General features: G+C 68.6%; 21 protein-coding genes. 7 read left to right on the top strand and 14 right to left on the bottom strand.

The window, feature by feature from the left end:
* Positions 1-30 precede the first annotated feature (30 nt).
* From uidA to ACGFJ2_RS43630, 4 genes are all read right to left on the bottom strand, one after another.
* Complete coding sequence (gene uidA / locus ACGFJ2_RS43645) at positions 31-1,821, bottom strand: beta-glucuronidase (protein ID WP_393478568.1); 1,791 nt, start codon at positions 1,819-1,821, stop codon at positions 31-33.
* 41 nt (positions 1,822-1,862) lie between these two features.
* A complete protein-coding gene (locus ACGFJ2_RS43640; protein ID WP_393478566.1) occupies positions 1,863-2,732 on the bottom strand; it encodes a carbohydrate ABC transporter permease in 870 nt (289 codons plus the stop codon).
* Position 2,733: 1 nt separating this feature from the next.
* On the bottom strand, positions 2,734-3,507 hold the full coding sequence (locus tag ACGFJ2_RS43635; protein ID WP_358184185.1) for a sugar ABC transporter permease: 774 nt from the start codon (positions 3,505-3,507) through the stop codon (positions 2,734-2,736).
* A 167-nt stretch (positions 3,508-3,674) separates the two neighbouring features.
* The gene (locus ACGFJ2_RS43630) at positions 3,675-4,961 is read right to left on the bottom strand and encodes a sugar ABC transporter substrate-binding protein (RefSeq protein ID WP_393478563.1); all 1,287 of its coding nucleotides are present in this window, start codon (positions 4,959-4,961) and stop codon (positions 3,675-3,677) included.
* 159 nt (positions 4,962-5,120) lie between these two features.
* On the opposite strand from ACGFJ2_RS43630, the gene ACGFJ2_RS43625 reads away from it, so the two are divergent.
* A complete protein-coding gene (locus ACGFJ2_RS43625; protein ID WP_357954229.1) occupies positions 5,121-5,741 on the top strand; it encodes a TetR/AcrR family transcriptional regulator in 621 nt (206 codons plus the stop codon).
* A 185-nt stretch (positions 5,742-5,926) separates the two neighbouring features.
* Entirely contained in the window at positions 5,927-6,706 is a 780-nt protein-coding gene (locus ACGFJ2_RS43620) for a pectate lyase (protein WP_357954231.1), read from the top strand.
* 125 nt (positions 6,707-6,831) lie between these two features.
* Here ACGFJ2_RS43620 and ACGFJ2_RS43615 read toward each other — a convergent pair whose 3' ends face one another.
* The gene (locus ACGFJ2_RS43615) at positions 6,832-7,659 is read right to left on the bottom strand and encodes a hypothetical protein (RefSeq protein ID WP_357954233.1); all 828 of its coding nucleotides are present in this window, start codon (positions 7,657-7,659) and stop codon (positions 6,832-6,834) included.
* Between the two features lie 253 nt (positions 7,660-7,912).
* Between ACGFJ2_RS43615 and ACGFJ2_RS43610 the strand changes: the two genes are divergently transcribed.
* Positions 7,913-9,037, top strand: coding sequence for a S8 family peptidase (locus tag ACGFJ2_RS43610; protein WP_393478559.1), 1,125 nt, complete (start codon positions 7,913-7,915; stop codon positions 9,035-9,037).
* On the opposite strand, the gene ACGFJ2_RS43605 is transcribed toward ACGFJ2_RS43610, so the two are convergent.
* From ACGFJ2_RS43605 to ACGFJ2_RS43590, 4 genes are read right to left on the bottom strand one after another with little or no spacing between them, the layout of a single operon-like run.
* Complete coding sequence (locus ACGFJ2_RS43605) at positions 9,027-10,589, bottom strand: glycoside hydrolase family 43 protein (protein WP_393479267.1); 1,563 nt, start codon at positions 10,587-10,589, stop codon at positions 9,027-9,029. The genes ACGFJ2_RS43610 and ACGFJ2_RS43605 overlap by 11 nt on opposite strands.
* 33 nt (positions 10,590-10,622) lie before the next feature.
* Positions 10,623-11,468 carry a carbohydrate ABC transporter permease gene (locus ACGFJ2_RS43600; RefSeq protein WP_357954236.1) on the bottom strand — a complete coding sequence of 282 codons (846 nt, stop codon included), beginning with the start codon at positions 11,466-11,468 and terminating at the stop codon, positions 10,623-10,625.
* Entirely contained in the window at positions 11,465-12,415 is a 951-nt protein-coding gene (locus ACGFJ2_RS43595; RefSeq protein WP_393478557.1) for a carbohydrate ABC transporter permease, read from the bottom strand. The genes ACGFJ2_RS43600 and ACGFJ2_RS43595 overlap by 4 nt, the downstream gene beginning before the upstream one ends.
* A 7-nt stretch (positions 12,416-12,422) precedes the next feature.
* The gene (locus ACGFJ2_RS43590) at positions 12,423-13,697 is read right to left on the bottom strand and encodes an extracellular solute-binding protein (protein WP_357954240.1); all 1,275 of its coding nucleotides are present in this window, start codon (positions 13,695-13,697) and stop codon (positions 12,423-12,425) included.
* A 221-nt stretch (positions 13,698-13,918) separates the two neighbouring features.
* Between ACGFJ2_RS43590 and ACGFJ2_RS43585 the strand changes: the two genes are divergently transcribed.
* A complete protein-coding gene (locus tag ACGFJ2_RS43585; protein WP_393478554.1) occupies positions 13,919-14,986 on the top strand; it encodes a LacI family DNA-binding transcriptional regulator in 1,068 nt (355 codons plus the stop codon).
* Here the strand turns inward: ACGFJ2_RS43585 and ACGFJ2_RS43580 are convergent.
* The 3 genes from ACGFJ2_RS43580 to ACGFJ2_RS43570 form a co-directional block, all read right to left on the bottom strand.
* Positions 14,974-15,888, bottom strand: coding sequence for a CoA ester lyase (locus tag ACGFJ2_RS43580; RefSeq protein ID WP_357954245.1), 915 nt, complete (start codon positions 15,886-15,888; stop codon positions 14,974-14,976). The two genes, ACGFJ2_RS43585 and ACGFJ2_RS43580, sit on opposite strands and share 13 nt — an antisense overlap.
* Entirely contained in the window at positions 15,878-17,137 is a 1,260-nt protein-coding gene (locus ACGFJ2_RS43575; RefSeq protein ID WP_357954247.1) for a CoA transferase, read from the bottom strand. Before ACGFJ2_RS43575 ends, ACGFJ2_RS43580 begins: the two co-directional genes overlap by 11 nt.
* A gap of 97 nt (positions 17,138-17,234) precedes the next feature.
* A complete protein-coding gene (locus ACGFJ2_RS43570; RefSeq protein WP_393478550.1) occupies positions 17,235-18,152 on the bottom strand; it encodes a LysR substrate-binding domain-containing protein in 918 nt (305 codons plus the stop codon).
* Between the two features lie 103 nt (positions 18,153-18,255).
* Between ACGFJ2_RS43570 and ACGFJ2_RS43565 the strand changes: the two genes are divergently transcribed.
* Genes ACGFJ2_RS43565 through ACGFJ2_RS43555 form a run of 3 tightly spaced genes read left to right on the top strand, consistent with a single transcriptional unit; the run spans position 18,256 to position 22,725 of the window.
* Positions 18,256-19,614 carry a CitMHS family transporter gene (locus tag ACGFJ2_RS43565; protein WP_393478547.1) on the top strand — a complete coding sequence of 453 codons (1,359 nt, stop codon included), beginning with the start codon at positions 18,256-18,258 and terminating at the stop codon, positions 19,612-19,614.
* Positions 19,615-19,636: 22 nt separating this feature from the next.
* Positions 19,637-21,166, top strand: coding sequence for a CocE/NonD family hydrolase (locus ACGFJ2_RS43560; protein WP_393478545.1), 1,530 nt, complete (start codon positions 19,637-19,639; stop codon positions 21,164-21,166).
* A gap of 44 nt (positions 21,167-21,210) precedes the next feature.
* Positions 21,211-22,725 carry a tannase/feruloyl esterase family alpha/beta hydrolase gene (locus ACGFJ2_RS43555; RefSeq protein WP_393478542.1) on the top strand — a complete coding sequence of 505 codons (1,515 nt, stop codon included), beginning with the start codon at positions 21,211-21,213 and terminating at the stop codon, positions 22,723-22,725.
* 29 nt (positions 22,726-22,754) lie between these two features.
* Here the strand turns inward: ACGFJ2_RS43555 and ACGFJ2_RS43550 are convergent, their stop codons facing one another.
* Entirely contained in the window at positions 22,755-24,026 is a 1,272-nt protein-coding gene (locus ACGFJ2_RS43550) for a cytochrome P450 (RefSeq protein WP_393478540.1), read from the bottom strand.
* Positions 24,027-24,036: 10 nt separating this feature from the next.
* Positions 24,037-24,927, bottom strand: a complete 891-nt coding sequence (locus ACGFJ2_RS43545) for a TetR family transcriptional regulator (protein WP_357954258.1) — start codon at positions 24,925-24,927, stop codon at positions 24,037-24,039.
* Positions 24,928-25,157 lie beyond the last annotated feature (230 nt).

The raw sequence follows: 25,157 nt of genomic DNA, 5'->3' as shown, positions 1-25,157 counted from the left end.
CATGTGCTCGGCACCCGAGGCTGTCGACTATTAGGACTCGTCTTTGCGCCAGCGGGCGCGCAGGTGGAAGGCGGCCGTCTTGGGGCGGCGGTCGCGCGTGAAAACGCCCTTCTTGTTGCCGTCGACGCGGAAGACGCCCGGCGTGGTGGCGAAGTCGGCGAAGTTCCACACCTGTTCGCCCACCACCGCGTCGACCCGGTCGAAGACCCGGTGATACACGTCGAGCAGCTCCGCCTGATACTCCTCGGTCCACGGGTTGGGCACGACGCTGCGCAGGCCGGGGTAGGTGTCGGCGCCGTACTCGGTGATGACGATGGGCTTGTCGTGCAGCGCCGCCCATTGCCGCAGTTCGGTCTCCAGCGCGGTCTCGGCCGCTTCCAGATCGCCGGGACCGAAATACCAGCCGTAGTAACGGTTGAGCAGGACCACGTCGAACAGGTCGGTGACCACGCACTGGTCCGGCGGCGCGAGCAGCGCGTTGACGTAGGCCACGGGCCGGGTCGGGTCGAGGCGGCGGGTTTCCGCTGCTAGTGGGGCGAAGTAGTCGCGCGCTTCGGGTTGGACGTGGTCGGGTTCGTTGGCCACGGACCACAACACGACGCTGGGACGGTTCTTGTCGCGCGCCACCAGCTCCTGGAGCGCCCGCAGGTGGACGCGCCGAGTCTCGTCGCTGACCGCGTCCGGGGAGAAGGTGAGCACCCGTTCGCCGGAGCTGAAGACGCCGCCGCCGATGTTGCGGTTGAGCCCGACGGCCGCCGTCTCGTTGATGACGACGACGCCGTGCCGGTCGGCGTAGTCGAGAACCTCCTCCGCGTACGGGTAATGCGAGGTGCGGAAGGAGTTCGCGCCGATCCACTCCATCAGCGCGAAGTCATGCACCATCAGCACGTCGTCGTGCCCCTTGCCGCGCACCGCCGCGTCCTCGTGCTTGCCGAATCCCTTGAAGTAGAAGGGGGTTCCGTTGATCAGGAACTGCTTCCCGCGCACCTCCACCGTGCGTACGCCCACCGGCTGGCGGTAGCTGTCGGTGACCTCACCGGATGCGCTGAGCAGCGTGACCTCGAGTTCGTACAGGTAGCCGTCGCCGGGTGCCCAGGGATGTACGTCGGGCACCCGCAGCGTGCCGACCGCACCCGTGGCGGCGGCCACCTCGGCACCCGCGGCATCGCGCAGCGAGACGCGGACCGAGTCCGTCTCCCCGGTGCTGTCCGCCCGGTAGCCGATGACGCCGGTGGTGTCGTCGAAGGCCGTGGTGACGGTGATGTCGCTGATGTGCTCCGGGGGTGTGGTGTAGAGCCAGACCGGCCGGTGCAGGCCCGCGTAATTGAAGAAGTCGTGGAAGTATCGCTGCACCCGGCGGCCGTCGGGACGTTCCTCGATCGTGCCCGGCGGGATCGTCGCCCAGCTCAGTTCGTTGTTGACCACGACGGTGAGGCGGTTCTCGGCTCCCGGCCGCAGGTGTGCGGTCACGTCCGCTTCGAACGGGGTGTAGCCGCCTTCGTGGGTGACGACCTCGGTGTCATTGACCCAGGCGATCGCGCGGTGGGTGGCGGCGTCGAACCGCAGGACTATGCGCTGCCCTGTCCACTGGGCCGGTATCCATACGTTCGTCTGGTACCAGGCGTCGCCGACGTGGTCCCGGACTGCTACGTCGGGATAGATGTCGTTGTAGCTGGCCGGTACCGGGATGTCCACGGCTTCCGCGAGGGGCGAGCGCCACCAGCCTTCGGCGCGGCCTGCTCCCTCTGCGTCCAGCCGGAACCTCCACAAGCCGGCCAGGGAGCGGCGTTCGCGGGTGGGGCCGTCCTGCGGGCGAAGCATGGTCGGTGCTCCTTTTCTCCGCGCGGTGATGCACGCGGTGGTTATTTGATGCCGGTGTTGGCGATGCCCTGAACGAACTGTCGTTGGAGGAACAGAAAGAGCACCAGGATCGGAGTGACGACGGTGACCGCACCGGCGAGCAGCAGCCCATAGTTGGTGCCGTTGGCGCCCACCGAGAACAGGGCGAGCGCTACGGGCAGCGTGTAATGATCTTCGGTCTGCGCGATCACCAGCGGCCACAGGAAGTTGTTCCACTGGGCGAGGAAGGTCAGGATCGCCAGTGTCGCCAGCGCGGGCCTGCAGAGCGGGATGATCACCCGGAGAAAGATGCGTGTTTCCCCGGCACCGTCGAGCCGGGCCGCTTCGACCAGCGAATCTGGAATGTCCTGGATGAACTGGCGCATGAGAAACACGCCGAGCGGTGTCACGAGGAAGGGCAGAATCAATCCCAGATAGGAATTGCTCAGTCCCATGTTGCTGACGAGGACGAAGAGCGGCACGAAAGTCGTGGTTCCGGGGATGATCAGCATCGTCAGGACGAGGCCGAACAGCAGCCGCTTTCCGGCGAACTCCATCTTCGCGAAGGCGTACCCCGCCATGGAGCAGAAGAGCAGATTGCCCATGACACATACCGCGGCGACCAGCGCGCTGTTGAAGAAGTACAGGCCGAAACTCTGCTTCGACAGCAGCAGTTGGAAGTTGTCCAGCGTCGGAGAACGGGGAAGCCAGGAGCTCGGATAGGCGACGATTTCCCCGGTCGGTTTGACCGATCCCAGGAACATCCACGCGAACGGTGCCAGCGTCGCGATCAGGCCGACGACGAGGGCTCCGTAGAGCATGATGCGGGCAGGTCGGATGCGTACGCCGATGCCGGACGTGGTCGCACCGGTGCTCGCGCTCGCAGTGGTCATATCACGCCTTCGCTCGGAAGATACGGAACTGCAGGAGGCTGAGCAGCGCGATCGCGGCCACCAGCACGTACGAGGCGGCGGCGGCCGTGCCATAGTTGCCGAAGCCGAATTGCTCGAAGGCGTAGTAACTGATCGACGTGGTGCTGTCCAGCGGGCCACCACTCGTCATCACGAACGGCTCCTCGAAGAACTGCAGGTAACCGATGCTCAGCAGCACGGCGACCACCAGCGTGACCGGTCTGAGCAATGGCAGGGTGACGCTGCGGAAAGTACGCCAGCGGGTGGCGCCGTCAATGTGGGCCGCCTCCCGCAGTTCCTCGGGAATGGACTGCAGTCCGGCCAGGAAGATCACCATGGGGATGCCGAAGTGGCGCCAGACCGCCATGAGAATGAGCGCGGGCATGGCCCAGTTCGGGTCGTTCAACCAGTCCGGGCCGTGGATTCCCACGACGGCGAGGGCGGAGTTGATCATTCCGTCCTCCTCGTAGAGATATCTCCACACCACCGCTACCGCCACGATGCTGGTCACCACGGGCGCGAAATACGCGACCCTGAAGAGTCCCTTCGCCCGCTGGATCCCGTAATTGAGCGCGACGGCGAGACCCAAGGCGATGACCATCGTCAGCGGGATTCCGGCGACGACGAAGTAGACCGTGTTGAGGGCTGCCCGGAGAAAGGTCGGATCCCCGAAGAGGCTGGTGTAGTTCTCAACGCCCACGAAGTTGACGCTGAAGGGCGCCCGTACGTCCCGGTTCGTGATGTCCGTGACGCTCATCGACAACGAGGAGAGCACTGGCCACACGCCGAAGGTGGCGAAGAGTACGATGAAGGGCGCGCAGAAGGCCCACGCGACCAGGGTGCGCCGGGAATGTCCAGACATAGCCTGCGGCGGCCTGGCAGCCCGGCCCGACGAGGAGCGCATGGTGGCAAGAGAGGCCATCTCTACGCCCCGGTTCCGATCGCCGACGCCTTTTTCTGGATCTCCTGCAAGGCCGCCTGCGGCGAGGAGACGCCCTTGGCCACCTTTTCGAACTCGGCGTCCAGTACCGCGGTGACCTGTCGCCATGTCGTGGTGTTCGGTCCGGGCTGTGCGGTCTTCAGCTGCGTACGGAACACGGCCAACGTCGCATCGGTCGCGAGCTTGCCCTCGTTCCAGGCCGACTCGACGGCGGGCAGGTCTCCGGACAGGTCGTACCAGGTCTTCTGGGCGTCAGGACTGGCCATCCACCGGATGAACTTCCAGGCGCCGTCCCGGTTCTTGGCGTCCTTGAACACCGCCCACTGTCCGCCGCCGATGTAGCTGGCGTTGGACTTCGGCCCGGAGGGGAGCGGGGTGATGCCGACCTTGTCGTCGACGAAGGACGCGCCTCCGGCGGATTTCAGCAGGCTCCCCTCCCAGGGGCCGGCGATGAGCGCGGCGGTGGACCCGGCGACGAACTGTGGCTCGATCTCGCCCAGGCTCACCGGGCCGTTCGGGCTGGTGATCTTCGAGCTGATGAACGACCGGTAGAACTCGAGCCCCTTGAGCGCCTCCGGCGTATCGAAGGCGAACTTGGTGCCGTCCTCGCTCATGAGCTGGGCTCCGGCCTGCCACATGAACGGTACGACGCCCTGCCAGGTCGCCGCGGCACCGGTGGGCAGCGACAGCCCCCACTTGGCGCCTTGCTTCTGAAGGGCCTGGAGGAACGGGCCGTACTCCTCCCAGGTCTTGGGCGCGGAGACCCCGGCGGCCTTGGCCATGTCCTTGCGGTAGAACAGGGAGCGCGTTTCCACGTACCAGGGGACGCCGTACTCGGCGCCCTCGAAGAGGGTGCTCTGGACGGCGCCGCGGTAGAAGGAGTCGTAGTCGACGAGCTTGGACGGGACCTTTTCCAGCCCGCCCGTGGACGCGAACGCCGCGAGGTCCACCGCCCCCACCATGGTGGCGTCCGGGGTGTCTCCTGAGGCGATGGCGGTCTGTACCTTCTTGGCGTAGTCCTGCCAGGGAACCGCTGTCACCTGCACTTTCGCGCCGGGGTTCGCCTTGCCGAACTCGGCGGCGAGCTTGGGCAGGAGTTCGCCCTCCGTTCCCATCGCCCATACGGTGATGGCGCCGTCGGCAGGTTTGGCGTCAATCGGGGCGGCCGCCGCGGACTGCGCCGGGCCGGCGTCGGACCGGCCACAGCCGGTCAGGAGCAGTGCGACGGCCAGGCCGCCGACTAGTGACTTCGCAATGGTTGAGCTGCACATTTGTGGTTCCGGTCCTCTCCACCCGAGGGAAGCTCCACCGCTTCCTCCGCAAGTCGTGGTGTGGGTGAGCGAGACGTTATCCCAAAAACCGAACAGTTGCCATAATTTGGTTGTGAGAATTCCCCCTGCAACGGGCGCAGGGCCCATAGGGTTGATCGCATGACCGAAGAGACGGCGAGCCGACCCGGCACGCGGCGGGGCCCCTATGCCAAGAGCGCGCGCCGCCAGGCCGAGATCGTCGCCTCCGCGACGTCCGTCTTCTCGGCCCGCGGCTACCGAGGCGGGTCGTTGCGGGAGATCGCGAAGCAGCTGGACCTCAGCCTGACCAGCGTCGTCCATCACTTCCCCAGCAAGAGCGCGCTTCTCGTGGCCGTACTCGAGAACGCCGATTCCGCGCACGCCGGCTCCTTCACCACGGACTGCCGGGAGCAGGGTGTGGCGTACGCCGTGCTTCAGTACGTTCGCCGGAACCTCGAACGCCCCGAGATGCTGAGGCTGCTCGCTCTCATGGCCGCGGAGTCGTCGGCTGCGGACCATCCGGCGCATGAGTGGTTTCGCGACAGGTACGACAGATTGATCGAGACGCTGGCGGTCGCCATCCGCCGGGACCAGGACGCGGGCCGCGTTTCCAACAGCCGGGCCCCCGAGGGTATCGCCGAGTCCCTGGTGGCCCTGTGGGACGGGCTTCAACTCCAGTGGCTCATCAACCCGCGGCGGGACCTGGTCGCGGCGATGAGGTCCTCGCTGGCGGACCTACTGGAACCACCGCGGCAGAACTGAAAGTTTCACTCCCAGCAAACAGCCTTGTCATGCTCTGGCCAGCCACGACGCCTTCTCGCCGGACGCCGGAGATCGCGTCTTCGTTGACGACCGGAAAGCGCTTTCCTACATTGACGGTCATTCACTCACCTGTCTTTCGTTCACATACGCGTACGACAGGCGAAGGCATCCGCAGGGAGGCAATCGTGAGAAAGACGATCCCGGCTCGGATAGTGGCGGTAGCGGCCGCCGCGCTGGCCTTGGCCGGCGGCATCGCCAGCGGGCCGTCGGCATCCGCCGCGGCCTGGCCGACACCGAGCGGCCAGCAGGGCGTCGGTGCGACGATCAACGTATCCGGCACGGTCGACGGCAAGATGATCCGCTACTACGGCATCGGAGACCTGGGCAGCGGCGGCCAGGAAGAGGGCCAGAGCCCGATCTTCAAGCTCGCCAACGGCGCGGTGCTGAAGAACGTCATCATCGGCTCCCCCGCGGCCGACGGCATCCACTGCACGGGCACCTGCACCCTCCAGAACGTCTGGTGGGAGGACGTCGGCGAGGACGCCGCCACCTTCAAGGGCACCTCGTCGTCCCAGACGATGACGATCGACGGCGGCGGCGCCAAGGCGGCCAGCGACAAGGTCTTCCAGCACAACGGCCCCGGCACCATGTACATCAGGAACTTCCAGGTGACGAACTTCGGCAAGCTCTACCGCTCCTGCGGAAACTGCTCCAAGCAGTACGCGCGCCACGTCGTCATCTCCAACGTCACCGCCACGTACTCGGGCAAGACGCTGGCCGGCATCAACACCAACTACGGCGACACCGCCAGGTTCTCCGGCATCACGATCGTCGGCGACTCCGGCAAGAAGATCGTGATCTGCGAGAAGTACAAGGGCGTGACCAGCGGCGAACCCACCAAGATCGGCAGCGGCGCCGACGGCGTCAACTGTATCTACTCCAGTTCGGACATCACCTACCGGTAGACGAAGATCGAACATGACCGGCGCCGGTCGGATCTCCATCTGACGTCCGAACCCTGAGCGCGGTCCCCCGCCGCGACGGGAGACCGCGCTCAGCACCCCGATCCGCGCAGCGTGGCGCGGTGCGGCTACCAGGCCCTGGCCCAGGAAGGGGACGGTGTCGGGTCCGGGGTGAGGTCGCGCAGGTCGTGGGACCAGGTCTGCGTCCACCCGCCGGACCGCCGCTCAATGATCTTGACGGCGCCGTCCCGGGTGGCCATGAGCAGCCGCCCCTCACCATCCCAGTCCGCCCAGGCCGCCTCGGGTAACGGCGTGAGGCGGCCGTCGTCCTCCTCCCGCAGGTAACTGACCTGTACGCCCTCGATCCCATGCCGTTGGAAGTCGGTCCCGGTGTGCGCCAGCACCAGGGCGCGGTCGCCGCCCGGCTGGACGCGCCCGATGAGTACGGCCGCGCGCAACCCATGCGCCGCTCCCTCAAAGGGGCGCCAGCCGCGTTTGTACTCGTTCTGCAGATCCCGATAGGCCCAGTCGAGGCTGAGGGCCTCCACCACCACACCGTACGGATAACTGCCGTGAAAAGGCCGCTTCGCCATCGAAGCGGAGATCGTCAGCCGGTTGTCCGCGGCGAACGCGCAGCCGCCGGTCCAGGTGCCGCCGGTGTGCCAGGCCGCGAGGGCGGTGAGCCACGGCGCCTTGGACACGGCGAAATAGGTGTCCCACGGAGACTCCCCGTGCCCGAGTGCGAAGTACCCGAGAAGCCGCCCGTCAGGCGATAAGTCGCATCGACGCGGGTACAGCATCCCGCGAAACCAGGCGCCGGATCTCACTTCACGCAGCCGCAGGTCCCACTCCAGCAGGTGCCACCAACCGGCCGGGCCACGACGCATGATCAGCGCGACGGGCGCGGCGGTGGCGACGAGCACGTAAAGACGGCAGGGCGGGGCTGAGCTGGTCATCGGGCGGCTCCCCGTAGACGTGACATTCCGACGGTAGCCCGCGGACGACCCGGACATCGAGCCCTTTTCCCGCGCGGGCCTTCCTCAGCAATCCCCCGTAAAACACCCCACTGATAAAGCACTTTTCACTCCGCGTACCCAAGCGAGCGAATCGCTATATGCGCGAATGGAGAAATGGCACTAAGGAGATCATCGCCCATGCACTCGAAAGGGCACCTTGGTGAGAAAGTATCTAGCATCGGGCATATCAGGCATGCTGCTGGCCCTCGCGCCGGCGGTCGCCTTCCATCCGGCGCGGGCCACCGACGGCGACGCCATCGGAGCCACTCACCCGTCGTCCGCCAATTACATCGTGACGTTGAAAGAAGGCGCCGAAATACCGGCGTACATCTCGCCGAACCATATCTATCACCACGCCGTCAACGGCTTCTCCGCCACGTTGACCCCGGAAGAGGTCGCCCTGCTTCGCGGCAACCCGGACGTCATAGCGATCGAGACGGACAAGCCCGTCAAACTGGACCCCGCGCCGAGCACCGAAGCCGAACTCCCTTGGTACCAGCAGTTCAGCCCACCGTGGAACCTCGACCGCATCGACCAGCGATTTGGCTTGAATAATCGGTACATATTCCGATACACCGGCGCGTCGGTTCGCGCCTATGTGATCGACACCGGCATCCAGACCGACCAGGGCGAGTTCGGCGACCGCGCCATCAACGTGTTCGACGCTTTCGGTGGCGACGGAGTCGACTGCCAGGGCCACGGCACGCACGTGTCCGGCACGGTGGGCAGCGAGTCCTGGGGAGTGGCGAAGCTGGTGCGGCTGCGCGGGGTCAAGGTGTTCCCCGAGTGCAGCGGTGACACGTCGACCTCGGCGATCATCGCCGGCATCGACTGGGTGACCGCCCACGCCATCCACCCGGCCGTGGCCAACCTCTCGCTGGGCGGCCCCCAGTCCGTGGCACTCAATACCGCGGTGACCACCCTCGCCAACTCCGGCGTCTTCGTCTCGGTCGCCGCCGGCAACGAGAACGCCGACGCGTGCACCAGATCACCGGCGAGCGCCCCGAACACGCTGACCGTGGCCGCCTCGGACATCAACGACACCAAGGCCTGGTTCAGCAACTTCGGACCCTGCGTCGACCTGTACGCACCAGGGGTGGGCATCCCGTCCGTCCCGCTGGCCGGGATCTACCCGAGCGTTCTGAGCGGCACGTCGATGGCGGCCCCCACGGTGGCCGGGGTGGCCGCCCTCATCAAGGACCGGTACGGCGAGATGTCGTCCAGCGTTCTCAACGCCTTGATCATCAATTGGGCCACCCAGTTCGCGGTCAACGGCAACCCGCTCTCCACGCCGAACCGATTGCTGTTCAAGCCTTGACCCGTCCCTCGTGATCGCCGGCCTGGTAGTCGAACCAGTCGAAGCTCGCGCTGCCGTCCGTGACGTACATGCCGATGACCCGCCCCGTGAAGCCGGTCGCCACCTCCGTGGACAGGTAGCGGCCGTCCAGCTCGGCCAGCAGAACGCCGCCGGCGGAGAAGGCGATGGTGTCCGGGCCACGGGCGCCGACGCCAACCGGCTCACCGACGCCCGCGTCCACCGAAGCGGAGGCAGGCGCGGACGCGGATGCAGACGCGGGCGTGGTCACGGACGGCGGCAGGAGGTCGCGCGTACGGAAGTCGATGGCGAGGGTGACCGGCCCCGGAGGTACGGGCTGGTCCGCCACGCACTGGCGCACCGGGCCGATCCGCGCGATCAGGCGCGCCCACCCCGCGTGTACCTCCAGGTCGTAATGGTGGGCCTCGTCCAGGCGCACGGACAGCCCGGCCGTGGCCGATCCCGGCTCCAGGAGGGCGGTGACGCGGCAGTCGTGGTGCTGCTGCCGGCGGCCGACGAAGGTGCATCCCGGGCGGTCCGTCGTGGTGCCGGTGGCGTGCAGGGTGAGCCGGCCGGGGCGCTCGGTCAGCGACCAGGAGCCGTCCGGGCGGCTGCGCGGTGAGATCCAGTACGGCGCCAGCGCGGCGGCGTCGAAGTCGTCGCGCGGCGGCGTTTCAGGCAGGGGATGCCAGGCGGCGGGCGCCGGATGGCGTTCGAGGACCGGTCCGACGACGGGCCAGCCGTCCACCCATTCCACCGGGGTGAGGAACGTCTCCCGCCCGAGGACCTGGAACTCCGGCGTGTAGCCGCGCGGGCGGGTGCCGAGCAGGACCATCCACCAGCTGCCGTCGGCCGCCTCCACCAGGTCGGCGTGGCCGGTGCTCTGGATCGGCCGGTCGGTGCCGCGGTGCGACAGGATCGGGTTGGCCGGGCCCGCCTCGAACGGGCCGCGCGGCGAGCGGGCGCGGGCGATCGAGACGCTGTGGGCGCGCTCGGTGCCGCCCTCGGACATCAGCAGGTACCACCAGTCGCCCACCTGGTAGAGGTGCGGGCCTTCCGGATATTTCATGCCGACGCCTGACCAGGCGGGATACGGGCCCTCCAGGACCTTGCCCGCCACCGGGTCGATGCGCGCGACCTGCGTACCAGAGAAGGCGCACCAGCAGGAGCCGTCCTCGTCCCACGCCAGGTCGGGGTCGATGCCCGGCAGGTCGATCCAGACGGGGTCCGACCACGGGCCTTCGGGGCGCTCGGCGGTGACGATGAAGTTGCCCCGGCCGCTCACGTTCGTCGTGATCAGGTAGAACCGGCCGTCGTGGTGGCGGATCGTCGGCGCGTAGATCCCGCCCGAGGCGGGCACCTCAGGGGGCAGCTCCAGCTGTGACGGCCGGTCGAGCACATTGCCCAGTTGCCGCCAGTGCACCAGGTCGCGGCTGTGGAAGATCGGGACGCCGGGGACGTACTCGAAGCTGGAACAGACGAGGTAGTAGTCCTCGCCGACCCGGCACACGCTGGGATCCGGGTGGAACCCGCCGATCACCGGGTTGTCGTACATCCGCACGTTGAGCGGTTCCTTTCCAAGAGAAGATCAGCCCTTGAAGGCGCCGTCCATGATCCCGGCCACCATGCGCCGGCCCACGAAGACGAACAGCACCAGCAGCGGGAGGGTGGCCAGGAACGAGCCCGACATGGCGAGGCCCAGGTCGATGGAGTAACTGTTCTGCAGTGCCTTGATGGCGATCTGCGCGGTGTACATCTCCGGCGATTTCAGCACGATGAACGGCCACAGGAAGTCGTTCCAGGCGGTGACGAAGCCGAGCAGGCCGAGCACGAACGCGGCCGGCCGCACCAGCGGGAACGCGATGCGCCAGAAGATCTGCCAGGTGGTGGCGCCGTCGATGCGCGCGGCCTGGAGGATCTCGTCACTGATCGTGGTGGACAGATGCTGGCGCATCCAGAAGATCCCGAACGCGCTGGCCAGGCCGGGCACGATGAGCGCCTGGAGCGTGTCCACCCAGTTCAGCGAAGAGATGATCATGTACTGCGGGATGACGGCGAGCTGTGTCGGTACCGTCATGGTGAGCACGACGATCAGGAACAGCACGTTGCGGCCGGGGAAGCGCAGCTTGGCGAAGGCGAACCCGGCCAGCGAGCACAGCACGGCATGCCCGACCGCGATCGTACCGGCCACGATGAGGCTGTTGACGATCGAGCGGACGAACGGCACCGTCGTGAACACCAGCCCGGCCAGATGGAAGAAGTTGCCGCCGGGCGCGATCTCGGGCGGCAGCCGCGTGGCGGTCGCCGTGTCGGTCGTGGCCACCACGAACATCCAGTACAGCGGGAACAGGCAGGCGAACACGGCCAGTCCCAGCAGGACGTAGGTCCACCAGCGGACGCGCTCACCCGAGCGCCGGATCGTCTTGGTCATCATCGCTCCGGGCGGATGCGGGTGGACAGAACGTAGTTGACCGTCGCGAGCCCGACCACCAGCACGAACAGCGCCACGCCGATGGCCGCGCCGTAGCCGAACTGGAACTGGCCGAAGCCCTGCTCGTACAGGAACAGCGTCAGCGTCTGGCATTGCCGGATCGGCCCGCAGGTGAGCGGCGAGAGGCGGGAGACGAGCAGCGGCTCGGTGAAGATCTGCAGGCCGCCGATCGTCGAGGTCACGATCGTGAACACGATGACCGGCCGCAGCGACGGGATCGAGATGTGGCGGAACTGCTTCCACCCGCCCGCGCCGTCCACGGCCGCCGCCTCGTAGATCGCCCGCGGGATCGCCTGCAGGGATGCCAGGTAGAGCAGCGTGGTGTAGCCGAACCAGCGCCAGGTCACCATGACCGCGATCAGCACGTGGCTGCCCCACACCGACTGCTTGAAGTCGATCGGCTCCACACCGGCGAACCCGAGCAGCCAGTTGAGCAGGCCGTAGTCGCGGTCGAACATCTGGGAGAAGACGATCGTGGTGGCCGCCACCGAGGTGATGTACGGCACCAGCATCGACATCCGGAAGAACACCGCCAGCCGGAGCCGGGCGTGGTTGAGCAGGTGCGCCAGGCCCAGCGCCAGCAGCAACTGCGGCACAGTGGACAGCAGCCAGATGCTGATCGTGTTCCAGGCCGCGTCCCAGAACCGCGTGTCGGCGAACAGACGGGTGAAGTTGTCCAAGCCGATGAAGACGTGCTCGCCGATGGGGTTCCAGTCGAACAGCGCCACGTAGAAGGTGAAGAGCAGCGGCACCAGCCCGAACACCGCGAAGATCAGGAAGAACGGCGCGATGTAGGCGTACGGCGCGATGCGTTCGGTGATGCTCTGCCGCACCGAGGTCGTCCCGGCGGGCGGCGCTTGCGTCCGCCGGGTGCTGAGGGTCGTCGTCACGCTCGTCCTACTTGCCGATGGCGGTCTTGATGTTGGCCAGCGCCGCGTCCCACGCCTTGGCCGGATCGCCCTTGCCCTGCTCGACGTTGGTGATCGCGTTCAGGAGCTCCTGGCCGATGGCGGAGCTGTCCGGCCCGATGTAGAACGGCTTGAGCCCGAGCAGCGAGTTGGTGTAGATCGTCCCGGTCGGGGCGTCGGAGAAGAACGGGTCCTTCAGGGCGGTGAGCTTGGGGTCCTTGTAGACCGACGGGGTAGTGGGCAGCGCGCCGGTGACGACGAAGTGCGCCAGCTGGCCCTGCGGGGACTGGGTCTTGGAGATGTAGTCCCAGGCGGCCTTGGGGTTCTTGGCGCCCTTGGGGATGGCCAGGTAGCTGCCGCCCCAGTTGCCCGCGCCTCCCGGGATAGTGGCGATGTCCCACTTGCCCTTCGTACCGGGCGCGTTGTTCCGGATCTGTTCCAGCAACCAGGACGGCGCGGAGATCACCGCGAACTGGTCCTTGCCAATGCCGGCGCTCCATCCATCGGAGAAGGAGCTCTGCTTGGCGGTGATGCCCGCCTGCACCGCCTTGAGAGCGAGGTCGAAAGCCGTCTTGACCTGCGGGCTGGTGCTGTAGACGACGTTGCCCGACGGGTCGTAGTACTTCTGCGGCCCCTGGTTGACCGCCTGGTGGAACACGCTGGTCCCGGCGTTGTCGACGAACGCCTTCTTGGTCGCCGCGGTGTACTTCTTGCCGGTCTCGATGAAGGCGTCCCAGGTGGGCCAGAGCTTGCCCACCTCCTCACGGTCGGTCGGCAGCCCTGCGGCCTTGAACAGGTCCGTCCGGTAGGCGACGGCCATACCGCCCACGTCCGTCGGGATGCCGATGATCTCGCCACCCTTGGCGGTGCTCTGGCTCATCACCCAGTCCAGATAGTCGCCCTTGATCTTGTCGGCGCCCAGTTGCCGCAGGTCATAGAAGTTCTGCGGCTGCTGCACGAACTTGGGCAGATCGTCGCCCTGGATCAGCACCAGGTCGGGCACCTTGCCGCCGGCCAGCGCCGTGGTCAGCGCCTGCGCCGTCTCCACCGAGCCGCCCACTTCGGTCAGCTTCACCTGGATGCCCGGGTTCTGTTTCTGGTAGACATCGACGTCGGCTTTCTGGTTGATCCCGGAGAACGACCAGAACTCGAACGACTTGCCGTCACCCGTCGGTTGCGACGGAGAACCGCCGCCACCACAGGCGGCCGCGGTCAGGGCGAGGGCCGTGGCGAGCACGGCCGATGTTGCGATACGGAGCTTCACGGCGATCTCTTCCCCTGGGGGTCGGTGCTGAAGAGCTGGTAGGGACTGACGGCGGCGCGCCCATGGAGTGGAGTTCGTCGCGGCGCCTGAAATTTTCGTAACTAGGGCCGATCGTTAATCGGGGACTTTAGGCACTTCACGCGAAACCCGTCAATAATCTGGTCGCAAGATTGCCGAAACAGTCGGACAGGAGCCTGAAAGCGTGGCGTTAGACTGCGCCCATGACCGCGACCCAGGAGCCGCCCGCATCCGGCACCGCAGCCGGCACCGCAGCCGGCCCCGCGCCCAACCAGCCGCTGACCATCGCGCAGCTCGCCGAGCTGGCCGGAGTGTCCACGGCCACGGTCTCCAAAGTGGTGAACGGCCGTTCCGAGGTCGCGCCGGAGACCCGGGCCTTGGTCGAGGGGCTCATCCGCGAGCACGGCTACCGGCGGCAGAGGCGGCGCGACAGCCCCGCCGCCCTGGTGGAGCTGGTCTTCCACGCGCTGGAGGGCGACTACCCGATAGAGATCATCAAGGGCGTCGAGCGGGTGGCGCAGGAGCACGACCTGGCGCTGGTGCTCTCCCAGCTGCAGCACCACCACGTACCGGGCCGGAGCTGGATCGAGGGTGTGATGAGACGCCGGCCCAGTGGTGTCATCGCGGTGTTCAGCAGCCTGACCGACGCGCAGTGCCACCAGCTGGCCAGCCGTGACATCCCGCTGGTCCTGCTGGACCCGAGCGGCGAGCCCGGCCACCAGGTGCCCTCGGTGGGCGCCGGCAACTGGAACGGCGGCCTCTCGGCGACCCGCCACCTGCTCCAGCTCGGCCACCGGCGGATCGGCATCATCACCGGCCCCGACTACGCGCTGTCCAGCCGGGCCCGCCTCGACGGCTACCGCGCGGCGCTGGACATGGCCGGCGTGCCCGTCGACCCGGACCTGATCTGCGCGGGAGACTTCCTGGTCGAGGGCGGCCTGGCCATGGCCCATCGGCTGCTGCGGCTGCCCGACCCGCCCACCGCGATCTTCGCCTGCAACGACGGGCAGGCCACGGGCGTCTACGGGGCGGCCTACGAGCGGGGACTACGCATCCCCGATGACCTGAGCGTGATCGGCTTCGACGACCTCCCGCCGATGCGGTGGGCCATCCCGCCGCTGACCACGATCCGCCAGCCGCTCACCGAGATGGCCGCCGCGGCCACCAGGATGCTGGTGGCGCTCACGCACGGCGAGCCGGTGCCGCAGAACCGGATCGAGCTCGCCACCGAACTCGTGGTGCGAGGGAGCACCGCCCTCTACGGCCGCTGAGAGGTTCCGAAAGTTTCTGGATCCTTTCCGTATGTATCAAGAGCGAACCGCGCCCGGGTGGCCATGGCCTCGTCCACCATCTCCCCCTCGAAGGTGATGGCCCCGGCGCCGTGCCCCTGTGCCTCCTCCACGGCGGCGATCATCCGCGCGTAGCGGGCGAGCTCATCCGGGGTGGGCGAGAAGACCTCGTTGATCACGGGGACGTGGGCGGGATGGATCGCCATCATGCCCTCGTACCCCAGGGAGCGGTTCTGCTCGGCGAACGCCCGCAGTCCGTCGAGGTCGGCGATGTTCGTCCAGAGGCCCGCGATCGGGCAGGGCGCGCCCGCCGCCCGCACGTCCAGCAGGACACGGGAGCGCAGCGCCAGGGTCTCGGTGCCCTCAGGGCTCCAGCGGTAGCCGACCGCCCGCTCGACGTCGCCCCCCTTGCCGGTGACCGCGCCCAGGTAGGCGATGCGCGGCGCGGCCCGGCCGATGTCGTACGCCGCACGCAGCGCGCCGGCGCTCTCCAGCAGCGGCACGAGGGCGATGTGCCCCTCGGGCAGGCCGTGTTCGCGCTCGCACCAGCTCAGCAGCCGGTCGGCCAGGCGTACGTCCCCTTCGTCCGCGACCTTGGGCAGGACCACCCCGGCCAGACGGGCGTGCGTGATGGCGCGCAGGTCCTCGGCGGACGCCCAGCCGTCGAGGGGGTTGATCCGGACGAAGAGCGCCATGTCGCCCGTCGCGCCGGCGACGGCCTCGGCCACGCGCGCGCGGGCCGCGGCCTTGCCGGCCTGCGGGACGGCGTCCTCCAGGTCGAGGATGGCCGCGTCGGCTCCGGCGGCCGCCGCCTTGGCCAGCCATTCGGTACGGGTGCCGGGGACGAAGAGCAGGGAGCGCAGCGGCGGCCGATCAGATGACACCGCGCTTCTCCAGATCCGCGAGCTGGTCGGCGCCGAGCCCGAGCCACTGCCGGTAGACGAGGGCGTTGTCCTGCCCGAGCGCGGGTCCGGTGCGCCAGACGTGTCCGGGTTGCTGGTGGAAGTGCGGGAGGGCGGCCTGCATGCGGACCGGCCCGAGGTCGGGGTCGTCGACGGTGATGATGTCGCCGCGTTCGGCGTACACGGGATCACCGGCGATGTCCTCGGCGGTGAAGACGCGAGAGGCCACCACCTCGGCCTCCGCGAACGCCTCCAGGCACTCGGCGGCCCCGCGCGCGGCCACCCATTCGCGCAGTCCCTGGTCCAGCCGTTCCCGGCCGGCGAGTTGCCGCTGCGTCGTGGCGTACTCCTCCTCGGGCAGGCCCAGGAGCCGGACGACGTTCAGGACCGAGCGGAGGGTCGCGGAGGTCACGGTGATCCAGTCGCCGTCTCCGGACAGGTAGGTGTTGATGACCGCGGCCGGTGCGACGGCCAGCTGGTTGCCGGACCTGCCGGGTACGACACCGAGCTGGTCATGCGTAATGACCTGCCATTCGACCAGCCGGAACAGCGGCTCGAACAGGGCCAGGTCGATCCACTCGCCGTCGAAGGCGGGGTCGTTGGCCCGCCGGTGCAGGGCGGCGAGCACGGCGTACGCGCCCATCAGCCCGGTCACGGCGTCGCCGTGGGAGAACCCGGTGTGCACGGGCGGCCCGTCGGGAAAGCCGGTCAGGTGCACCACACCGCTCCTGGCCTCGCCGACCTTGCCGAAGCCCGGCGCGTCGGCCCGCGAGGACGTCGCGCCGAACCCGGAGATCTGCAGCAGGACCGCCTTGGGGTTGATCCGGTGCACGGCCTCCCAGTCCAGCTCCCAGGCCCGCAGCCGGCCGGGGCGCAGCGTGACGATCACGACGTCGGCCCAGGCCACGAGCCGGTGCGCCACCTGCCGGCCGTCGGGGTCGTGCAGGTCCAGGGTGACGGAGCGCTTGTTCCGGCCCGCGACCTTGAACCACAGCGGTACGCCGTCGCGCGTGGGGCCCATGGCGCGGGCGGCGTCACCGACGCCGGGGGGTTCGACGTGGATCACGTCGGCGCCCTGGTCGGCGAGCATGGAGCCGGCCAGCGGCCCGGCGACCACATGGGCGAACTCCACCACTTTCAGACCACGCAACTGCCCCTGGCCGTGCTGCTGTTCGGTCGCCTGGTCGCTCGCCTGTTCCGTCGCCTGTTCCGTCGCCTGTTCGGTCGCCACGCATGAGCTCCTTCGCACTGTCCGGTGCTGTCATCCTGCCCAAGGCGAGAAATGCGGGTCCAGCACAAGAAGTCGATAAATTCATGCTATTTACGCATTAACCCATCCAGGAGACGCCCGGCGGCAGCTCCGTACGGAACTCTTCGAGCACGTCCAGGAACGCGGCCGCCGCGAGCGGCAGGGTTCGCCGCGCCCGGACCACGACGTCCAGGCGCCGCTCCACCACGGGCCCGGTCAACCGGCGGTGCACGACGTGCCCCGGACCCAGGAGGGGCAGCACCAGAGCGGGCATCGCCGACACGCCGAGACCGGCGGCGACCAGGCCGCCCACCGTCGCCACGTTGCTCGCCTCCGCCGCGGGCGTCACCGCGGCGCCCGCCTGGGCGAACGCCGCGTCGGTGAGCCTGCGGACACTGGACTGCGGCCCGACGGCCAGGAACGGCTCGGCGGCCAGCTCCTCCCAGGTGACCTCGTCACGCTCGGCGAGCGGGTGCCCCTCGGGCAGTACGGCGTGGAACTGATCGCGGATCAGCGGACGATGGTCGAGGCGATCCGGCGACGCGCCCACCGTGGTGATCGCGAAGTCGGCGTCACCCGACAGCACCCTGCCGAGCACGGCCCGTTCGAGCCCGTCCATGATGCGGACCGCCACCTGCGGCCGCTGCCGCCGGAAGGCGGAGATCATGCGCGGCAGCAGCACCGCCGCGACCGAGGGCAGCGTGGCCACGGCCACCACGCCCGACTCGCCGAGCAGGTAGCGCCGCAGCTCCTTCATTCCCGACTCGTGGGCGCCGACGATCTGCTCGGCCACCCGCAGGGTCTCCAGGCCCGCCGCGGTGAGCTGGACGTTGCGGGTGTCGCGCTCCAGCAGGCGGGCGTCGAGCACCCGCTCCAGGTCGGCGACGGCGCGGCTCAACGTCGACTGCGAGACGTGCAGGTGCGCCGCCGCGGCGGTGAAGCTCGCCGCCCTGGCCACGGCGACATAGGCGGCGAGTTGCCGGAGAGTAGCGTCCATGGAGCCAACCTATGCACATACCGCATGGATAAATCCACTTTTGATGGTGGACGTGAAAGGTCAGCGCTCGGAAACTTCTCCGTAACCCTCCGAAAGGACCTCGATGATCGCGCTCCTCGGCTTTCTCACCATCGGCCTGTTCCTGGTGCTCACCATGACCAGGCGCGTGTCGGTCCTCACCGCGTTGGTGCTGGTCCCGGTGTTGACGGCGCTTGCCGGCGGTTTCGGCGCCGAGATGGGCCCGATGATCCTCGCCGGGCTGGGCAAGGTGGCGCCCACCGGCATCATGATCGCTTTCGCGGTCCTGTACTTCAGCCTGATGATCGACACAGGGCTGTTCGACCCGCTGATCCGCGGCATCCTGCGCCTGGCCAAGGACGACCCGCTGCGGATCGCCGTCGGCACGGCCGTCATCACGATGTGCGTGGCCCTGGACGGCGACGGCGCCTCGACCTTCCTCATCACCGTCTCGGCCCTGCTGCCCGTCTACAAACGGCTGCGGATGAGCCCTCTGGTGCTCACCGGCGTCGTCTGCCTGGGCGCCGGTGTGATGAACATGATCCCCTGGGGTGGCCCCACCGCGCGGGCGATGGCGGTGCTGAAGCTGGACAGCTCGCAGGTGTTCACCCCGGTTCTGCCCGCGATGGTCATCGGCATCGTCTGGGTGCTGGTGGCGTCGTACCTGATCGGCCTGCGCGAACGCCGTCGCCTCGGCACGGTCTCCCTGCCCGAGCCCTCGCCGGACCCCTCGCGGGGGTCCTCGTCGGAGCCTTCGTCGGAGCGCGCGGCCGAGTTCGTCGCCGGAGACGGGCCGGGGACGCCCCTCGCCCCGCCGCGCCGGCACCCGGCCCTGACCGTCTTCAACCTGGCGCTGACCGTCGCGCTGCTCGTCGGGCTCATTCTGCAGGTCATGCCGCTTCCGGTGCTGTTCGTGGTCGGGTTCGCGATCGCCGCGCTGGTCAACCACCCCTCCTGGGAGAAGCAGCAGGAACTGCTCGACAGGCACGCCAAGAGCGTCGTCCTGGTCACCACGATGATCTTCGCCGCCGGGGTCTTCACCGGAATCCTCACCGGGACCAAGATGATCAACGAGATGGCGACCGCGTTCGTCAACATCATCCCCGACTCCTTCGGCGGCCACCTGCCGGTGCTGGTCGCGATCACCGGCATGCCGCTCAGCCTGGTCTTCACCCCCGACGCCTACTACTTCGGCGTACTGCCCGTGCTCGCCCAGACCGCCGGCGGCTTCGGCATCGAGTCCGCCGAGGTCGCCAGGGCCGCCATCCTCGGCCAGATGACCACCGGCTTCCCGCTCAGCCCGCTCACCGCCGCGACGTTCATCCTGGTCGGGATGAGCGGCGTACAACTCGGCCAGCACCAGCGCTTCATCTTCGGCTGGGCGTTCGCCACCACCCTGGTCATGACCGTGGCCGCGCTCCTGACCGGCGCCATCTCCCTCTGACCGCGCGAGGAGCACCCCCCTCATGAAGTACGGCAGAATCGCCGCCGCCTTGTCCACCCTCTCCGCCCTCTTGGCAACGCCCACCCCCGCACACGCCGACACCGTGCTGCCCCGGGATCCCTTCTTCTCCTACGACCGGGCCGCCGCGTACGGCGTGCACACCGAGCGGGTCTCGGTGCCCCTGCGCGACGGCAGCCACCTGGCCTGCGACCTGCATCGGCCCGCCGGCCCCGACGGCAAGCCCGCCGACGGCCGCTTCCCCGGCATCGTTTACGACTACAACGCCTACGACCAGTTGCAGCCACAGGGCCAGGCGGCGGCCTTCTTCGTCACCCGCGGCTATGCCGCCGCCGTATGCAACGCCCGCGGCACGGGCGCCTCACCCGGGCGCCTCGACCCGTTCAGCGCGCAGGAACAACGCGACAACTACGACCTCATCGAGTGGCTGGCGGCCCAGCCCTGGTCCACCGGCAAGATCGGGCAGACCGGCGTCAGCTACGGCGGCCACTCCTCCCTCCTGGTCGCGGTGAACAAGCCGCCCCACCTCGCCGCGATCATCCCCGTCGACGGAATCAGCGACTGGTACGAGAACACCATCTACCGAGGCGGCATCTACTCGGCCAGGATCCGGGACTGGCAGCGCGCCGTAGCGCCCGACACCCTGGTCACCTACGCCGAGCACCCGCTGTACGACGACTACTGGCGAGAGCGCAGCGTCAAGGCCCGCTGGAAGAACCTGGACGTCCCGGTTCTGGAGATCGCCGGTTGGTACGACAGATACCGGGCCGCCATGGTGGCGAACTTCCAGGCCCGCCCGAAGAACGTCTGGCTGGTCGCCGGCCCCTGGCAGCACGGCTGGCCGTCGGGCCAGCCCGCCGACATCGGCAACGGCGCCTATCTCGCCTGGTGGGACCACTGGCTCGGCGGCCGCGCCGACGCGCCACTGCCCGCCGCCAAGGTGACCTCCTATCAGGTGCCGGGCACCGGCTGGCAGCAGTTCGCCACCTGGCCCCCTCCCGGCACCCGGCAGACCCGGCTCGGCCTGAGCGCCGACGGCACACTGACGACCGGATCGACCAAGCCGGCCACCCTCGCCTTCACCGTCAACACCGAGACGACCCCCGCGACCCCGGACGAGCGGCTCACCTTCCAGACACGGCCCTATCAGCAGGACACTGTCCTGGCCGGCGACGTCAACGCGAAGGTACGCGCCGCCTTCAGCGCCACCGACGGCAACATCGCGGTCGTGGTCGAGGACGTCGCCCCCGACGGTACGGCCGTCCGCATCACCCAGGGCTGGCTGAAGGCGAGCCACCGGTTCGCACACGAACGCGCCGTCCCCGTCCGGCCGGGCAAGACGTATGACCTGGAGATCCGCACCTGGCCGACCCACTACCGGCTGAGCGCCGGCCACAGCCTCCGCGTGACCGTGTCCAGCGACGATTATCCCGAGATCGACTCCGACGCCCCGGCGGGCCGGGTCCACCTGCGCGTGGGATCCGGCGGCACCGAGATCCGGCTCGGCACGCTCACGGGGAAGGACGGCCAATGATCCACCTTTGGAGACCTTTGGCCGTATTCGCCACCGTACTGTCGATGGCGATCCCCCTGAACGCGCAGCCATCCGCCGCTGCGGTGACCGAGAGCGGCACGTGCGAGAGCCTGACCGCCATGACGCTCCCCCACGCGACCGTCACCCTCGCCGAATCGGTCCCGGCGGGCAGGCACACCGCTCCCGACGGCCGTGTCCTGCCGTCCGTACCCGCCTTCTGCCGCGTCCACGGCGTCGCCAAGCCGGTGCCGAACTCCAACATCGGCTTCGAGGTGTGGATCCCTGAGCAGGGGTGGAACCAGCGGCTGCTGATGTTCGGCAACGGCGGATACAGCTCGGCCATCGACTTCCCGTCCATGGGCGGCCCCGCGCTGGCGGCCGGGTACGCCACCGTCGGCACCGACACCGGGCACACCGGTGACGACCCGGACGTGTTCGTCCAGGGCGCCGCCAATCCGGAGATCATCGTCGACTGGGGCCACCGCGCGGTCCACGAGACGATCGTCAACGCCAAACCGATCGTCGAGGCGTACACCGGCGCCAAGCCGCGCTACTCCTACTTCATCGGCTGCTCCACCGGCGGCCACCAGGCGCTGATGGAGGCCCAGCGCTACCCGGACGACTTCGACGGCATCGTGGCCGGCGCCCCGGGCAACAACCGCGTCGCGCTCAACGCCGGTTTCCTCTGGCAGTTCCTCCGCAATCACACCCCGGGAGGCGTCCCTGACCCGATCGTCCCGGCGGCCAAGCTGCCGCTGCTGACGAACGCGGCCGTCAAGCGGTGCCGGGGCAAAGACGGCGGCCTGGCGACCGACGACTTCCTCACCGATCCGCGACGCTGCTCCTTCGATCCCGCCTCGCTCCGCTGTCCCGCAGGCGACGCTCCCACCTGTCTGACGAAGCGCCAGGTGCAGGCGTTGCGGGAGATGTACGCGGGCGCCCGCGACCCGCGTACCGGCGAGCAGATCTACCCCGGTTGGCCGGTGGGCAGCGAAGCCCCCGTGGTGGACGCGTCGGGCACCGTGCGGGTGGGCTGGAGCTCGTACTGGGGCGCCGCCGAGCCGGCGCGGGCGAACTTCTGGCGCTACTGGGTCTTCAACGATCCGAACTGGAACTGGTGGACCTTCGACTTCCACCGCGACCTGCGCCTGGCCGAGAAGAAGCTCGGCCCGATCATCAACGCCACCGACCCGGACCTCAGGCCGTTCCGGCGGAGCGGCGGCAAGCTCCTCATGTACACGGGCTGGGCCGATCCGGTCGTCTCCGCCCACGACACCATCGACTACTACGGTCAGGTGGTTCGCGCCACCTCCGGTGAGCGTCAGCCGGGCAGCACGGCGGTCGCGCGGACGCGGGAGTTCGCCCGGCTGTTCATGGTCCCCGGCATGGCCCACTGCGGCGGCGGCCCCGGCCCGAACGTCTTCGACACGCTGACCCCGATCGTGAGCTGGGTCGAGCGCGGAGCGGCGCCCGCCGAGATCGTCGCGACGAAGTACGTACACGACAACCCGGCGGACGGCGTCGCGATGACCCGTCCCCTTACGCCCTTCACGTGTTAGCGGTCAGGCAGGGCGTACCGGGACGGAGGTCAGCCGACGCGGATCGGGAGGGTGCGCGGCCCGCGGACCTGACCGGCGGCCCAGGTCACCGCGTCCGGGTCGGCCAGACTGAAGTCCGGGAACCGCTCCAGCCACACCTCGAGCGCGACCCGCAGCTCCATGCGCGCCAGATGCGAGCCCACACAGCGATGAATGCCCAGGCCGAACGCGACGTGCCGGTTGACCTCCCGGTCGATGACGACCTCGTCAGCCCGGTCGAACTGCGCCGGATCACGGTTGGCCGCCGGGAACGACAGCAGGATCCAATCGTCGGCCTTCATGTCGCCGCCGCGCCAGTGCATGTCCTGCTTGACCAGCCGGGCCATCGTGACCGGCGCGTACGCCCGCAGGAACTCCTCCATCGCGGTCGGCAGCAGCTCCGGCTCGGCGACCAGCCGCTCGCGGTCGGCGGGCGTCTTCGCCAGGTGCCACAATGACGCGCCGATCGCGCTCCAGGTCGTGTCGATGCCGGCGATGAGCAGCAGCGCCATCGTGCCCGCCACGTGCGACGGCTCGAGCTTGTTGCCGTCGAGCTCGGCGTCGATCAGGTAGCTGGTGAGGTCGTCGCGCGGGTGCTCGACATGCTCACGGATCTGCACGAGCAGGTAGTCGAACAGCTGCTGCGAACGGGCGAAACGTTCCTCCGGCGGCAGGTTGATGCCTTCGAGCGCGTTCTCGACGAACACCCGGAACTGCGCCCCGTCCTCGGGCGGGAAGCCGAGCATCTCGGCGATGACCCGCATCGGGATGTGCTGGGCGTAGTCGACGGCGGCGTCGACGACGTCCTGCCCCTCCATCGCGTCGATGAGCGCGTGGCAGTACGCCCTGGTGCCCGCCTCCCGCTTGGCCACCGCCGACTTGGTGAACGCCGGCAGCAACAGCTTGCGCGCGTGGTGGTGGAAGGGCGGGTCGGAGGAGATCGGCGGCGCGGTGCCCACGGGGGCCAGCTCGACGGGCGGCCGGAAGTTGCTCATGATGATCGCCCGCGACGAGAAGTGCTCGGTGTCGTAGGCGATGGCCGCGACGTCCTCGTAGCGGGTCGGCAGCCACCCGCCGCCGAACCGCTCGGTGTGCGCGATCGGGCAGCGCTGCCGCAGCTCGTCCTGGATGGGGTACGGATCGGCAGCCCACTCCGGCTCGGCGTGGGAGAAGTCAGTCGCCCAGTCCGAGACGGGCCCGGTGATGACCTCGTTACGCGAGCCCGGGGGCGGCTCTTCCAGCGTCCCCCGGTACTCCTGGTTGAAGCGGTCGTCCACGGTCATATCTATCCTCCTAGAGGATCTCGATCGCTCGTTCGGGACAGTTGGACACCGCCAGGCGCGCCGCGCGCTCGTTGTCCGGCGGCACGATCCCCTCGCCGATCACCTGCCCGTAGCCCTCGTCGTCCTCGCCGAACAGGTCGGGGGCGAGGTCGTAGCAGCGACCATGCCCCTGACAGCGCTCGGAGTCGATCCGCACTTTCACTGTGGTGCTCCCCTCTGGAGCTGTGGTCTCAATGGTCTGTGCCGTGGTGTCGACGGCTTGCGCTCTGGTGCTGATGGCTTGCGCTCTGGCGCCGATGGCTTGTGCGGTGGTGCTGATGGGGGCCAGGGCGGCGACGACGCGGGTGAGCAACGCGGTCCACTCCTCGTCGTCCACCGCGTGCAGGTCCGGGGTGATGAGCGCGCTACCCATCGCGAGCAGGAGGCAGAAGTGGGCGAGCGCGTTCCCCGACAGCGCGGGGTCGAGCTCGCCATCACCCTCGGCGATGCCGGCGAGCCCGGCCAGCCAGTCGGCGCGTTCGCCGATGTAGTCGCGCATCGGCTGCGCGACCTCCTCATCACGACGGGCCGCGACCAGGGCCTCGACGATGAGATAGCCACCGGCATCACGCTTGCGCGGCAGCCGCCGACCGACCACGACGAGCAGCTCCGCGATAGACCGGTCCGGATCGGCGGCCAGCAGATCGGCCAGCAACCGCGGCCCGTGCGCGCGCAACGCGGCCACGAGCAGCTGGGCCTTCGACCCGAAGTGGGCGTACAACGCGCCGTTGCTCACCCCGGCGGCCGCGGCGATGTCCGCCACGCGCGTACCTTCGTACCCGCGCTCGGCGAACACCTCGGCGGCCGCGCGCAGCAACCGTTCACGCGTCTCGGCGGCGGTGACGCCCGCGATACGCCCCATGATCAAATTAAAAGACCGTTCATTTGATTCGTCAAGGGCGGCTTCGCTCTGAGTGGGCGGCTGTCTGACGGCCTTGCAGATGGAAGTGCGTCACGCCAGATGGAAGCGGACATGGCAGTGGGCCATCGGGGTTGGTGACGTTGGGAGCGCTAGCTGGCCCATGGGGGCGATAGTTGGCCCATCTGGGAGCGATAGTTGGCCCCGCGCCAGGAGGGAAGGCCCTTCCACAG

The organism is Nonomuraea sp. NPDC049028, from assembly GCF_043197735.1.
In the GTDB taxonomy this organism is placed as follows: domain Bacteria; phylum Actinomycetota; class Actinomycetes; order Streptosporangiales; family Streptosporangiaceae; genus Nonomuraea.
The sequence above is the reverse complement of the archived record's forward strand: the minus strand, read 5'-3'. Positions and strand labels throughout refer to the sequence as shown.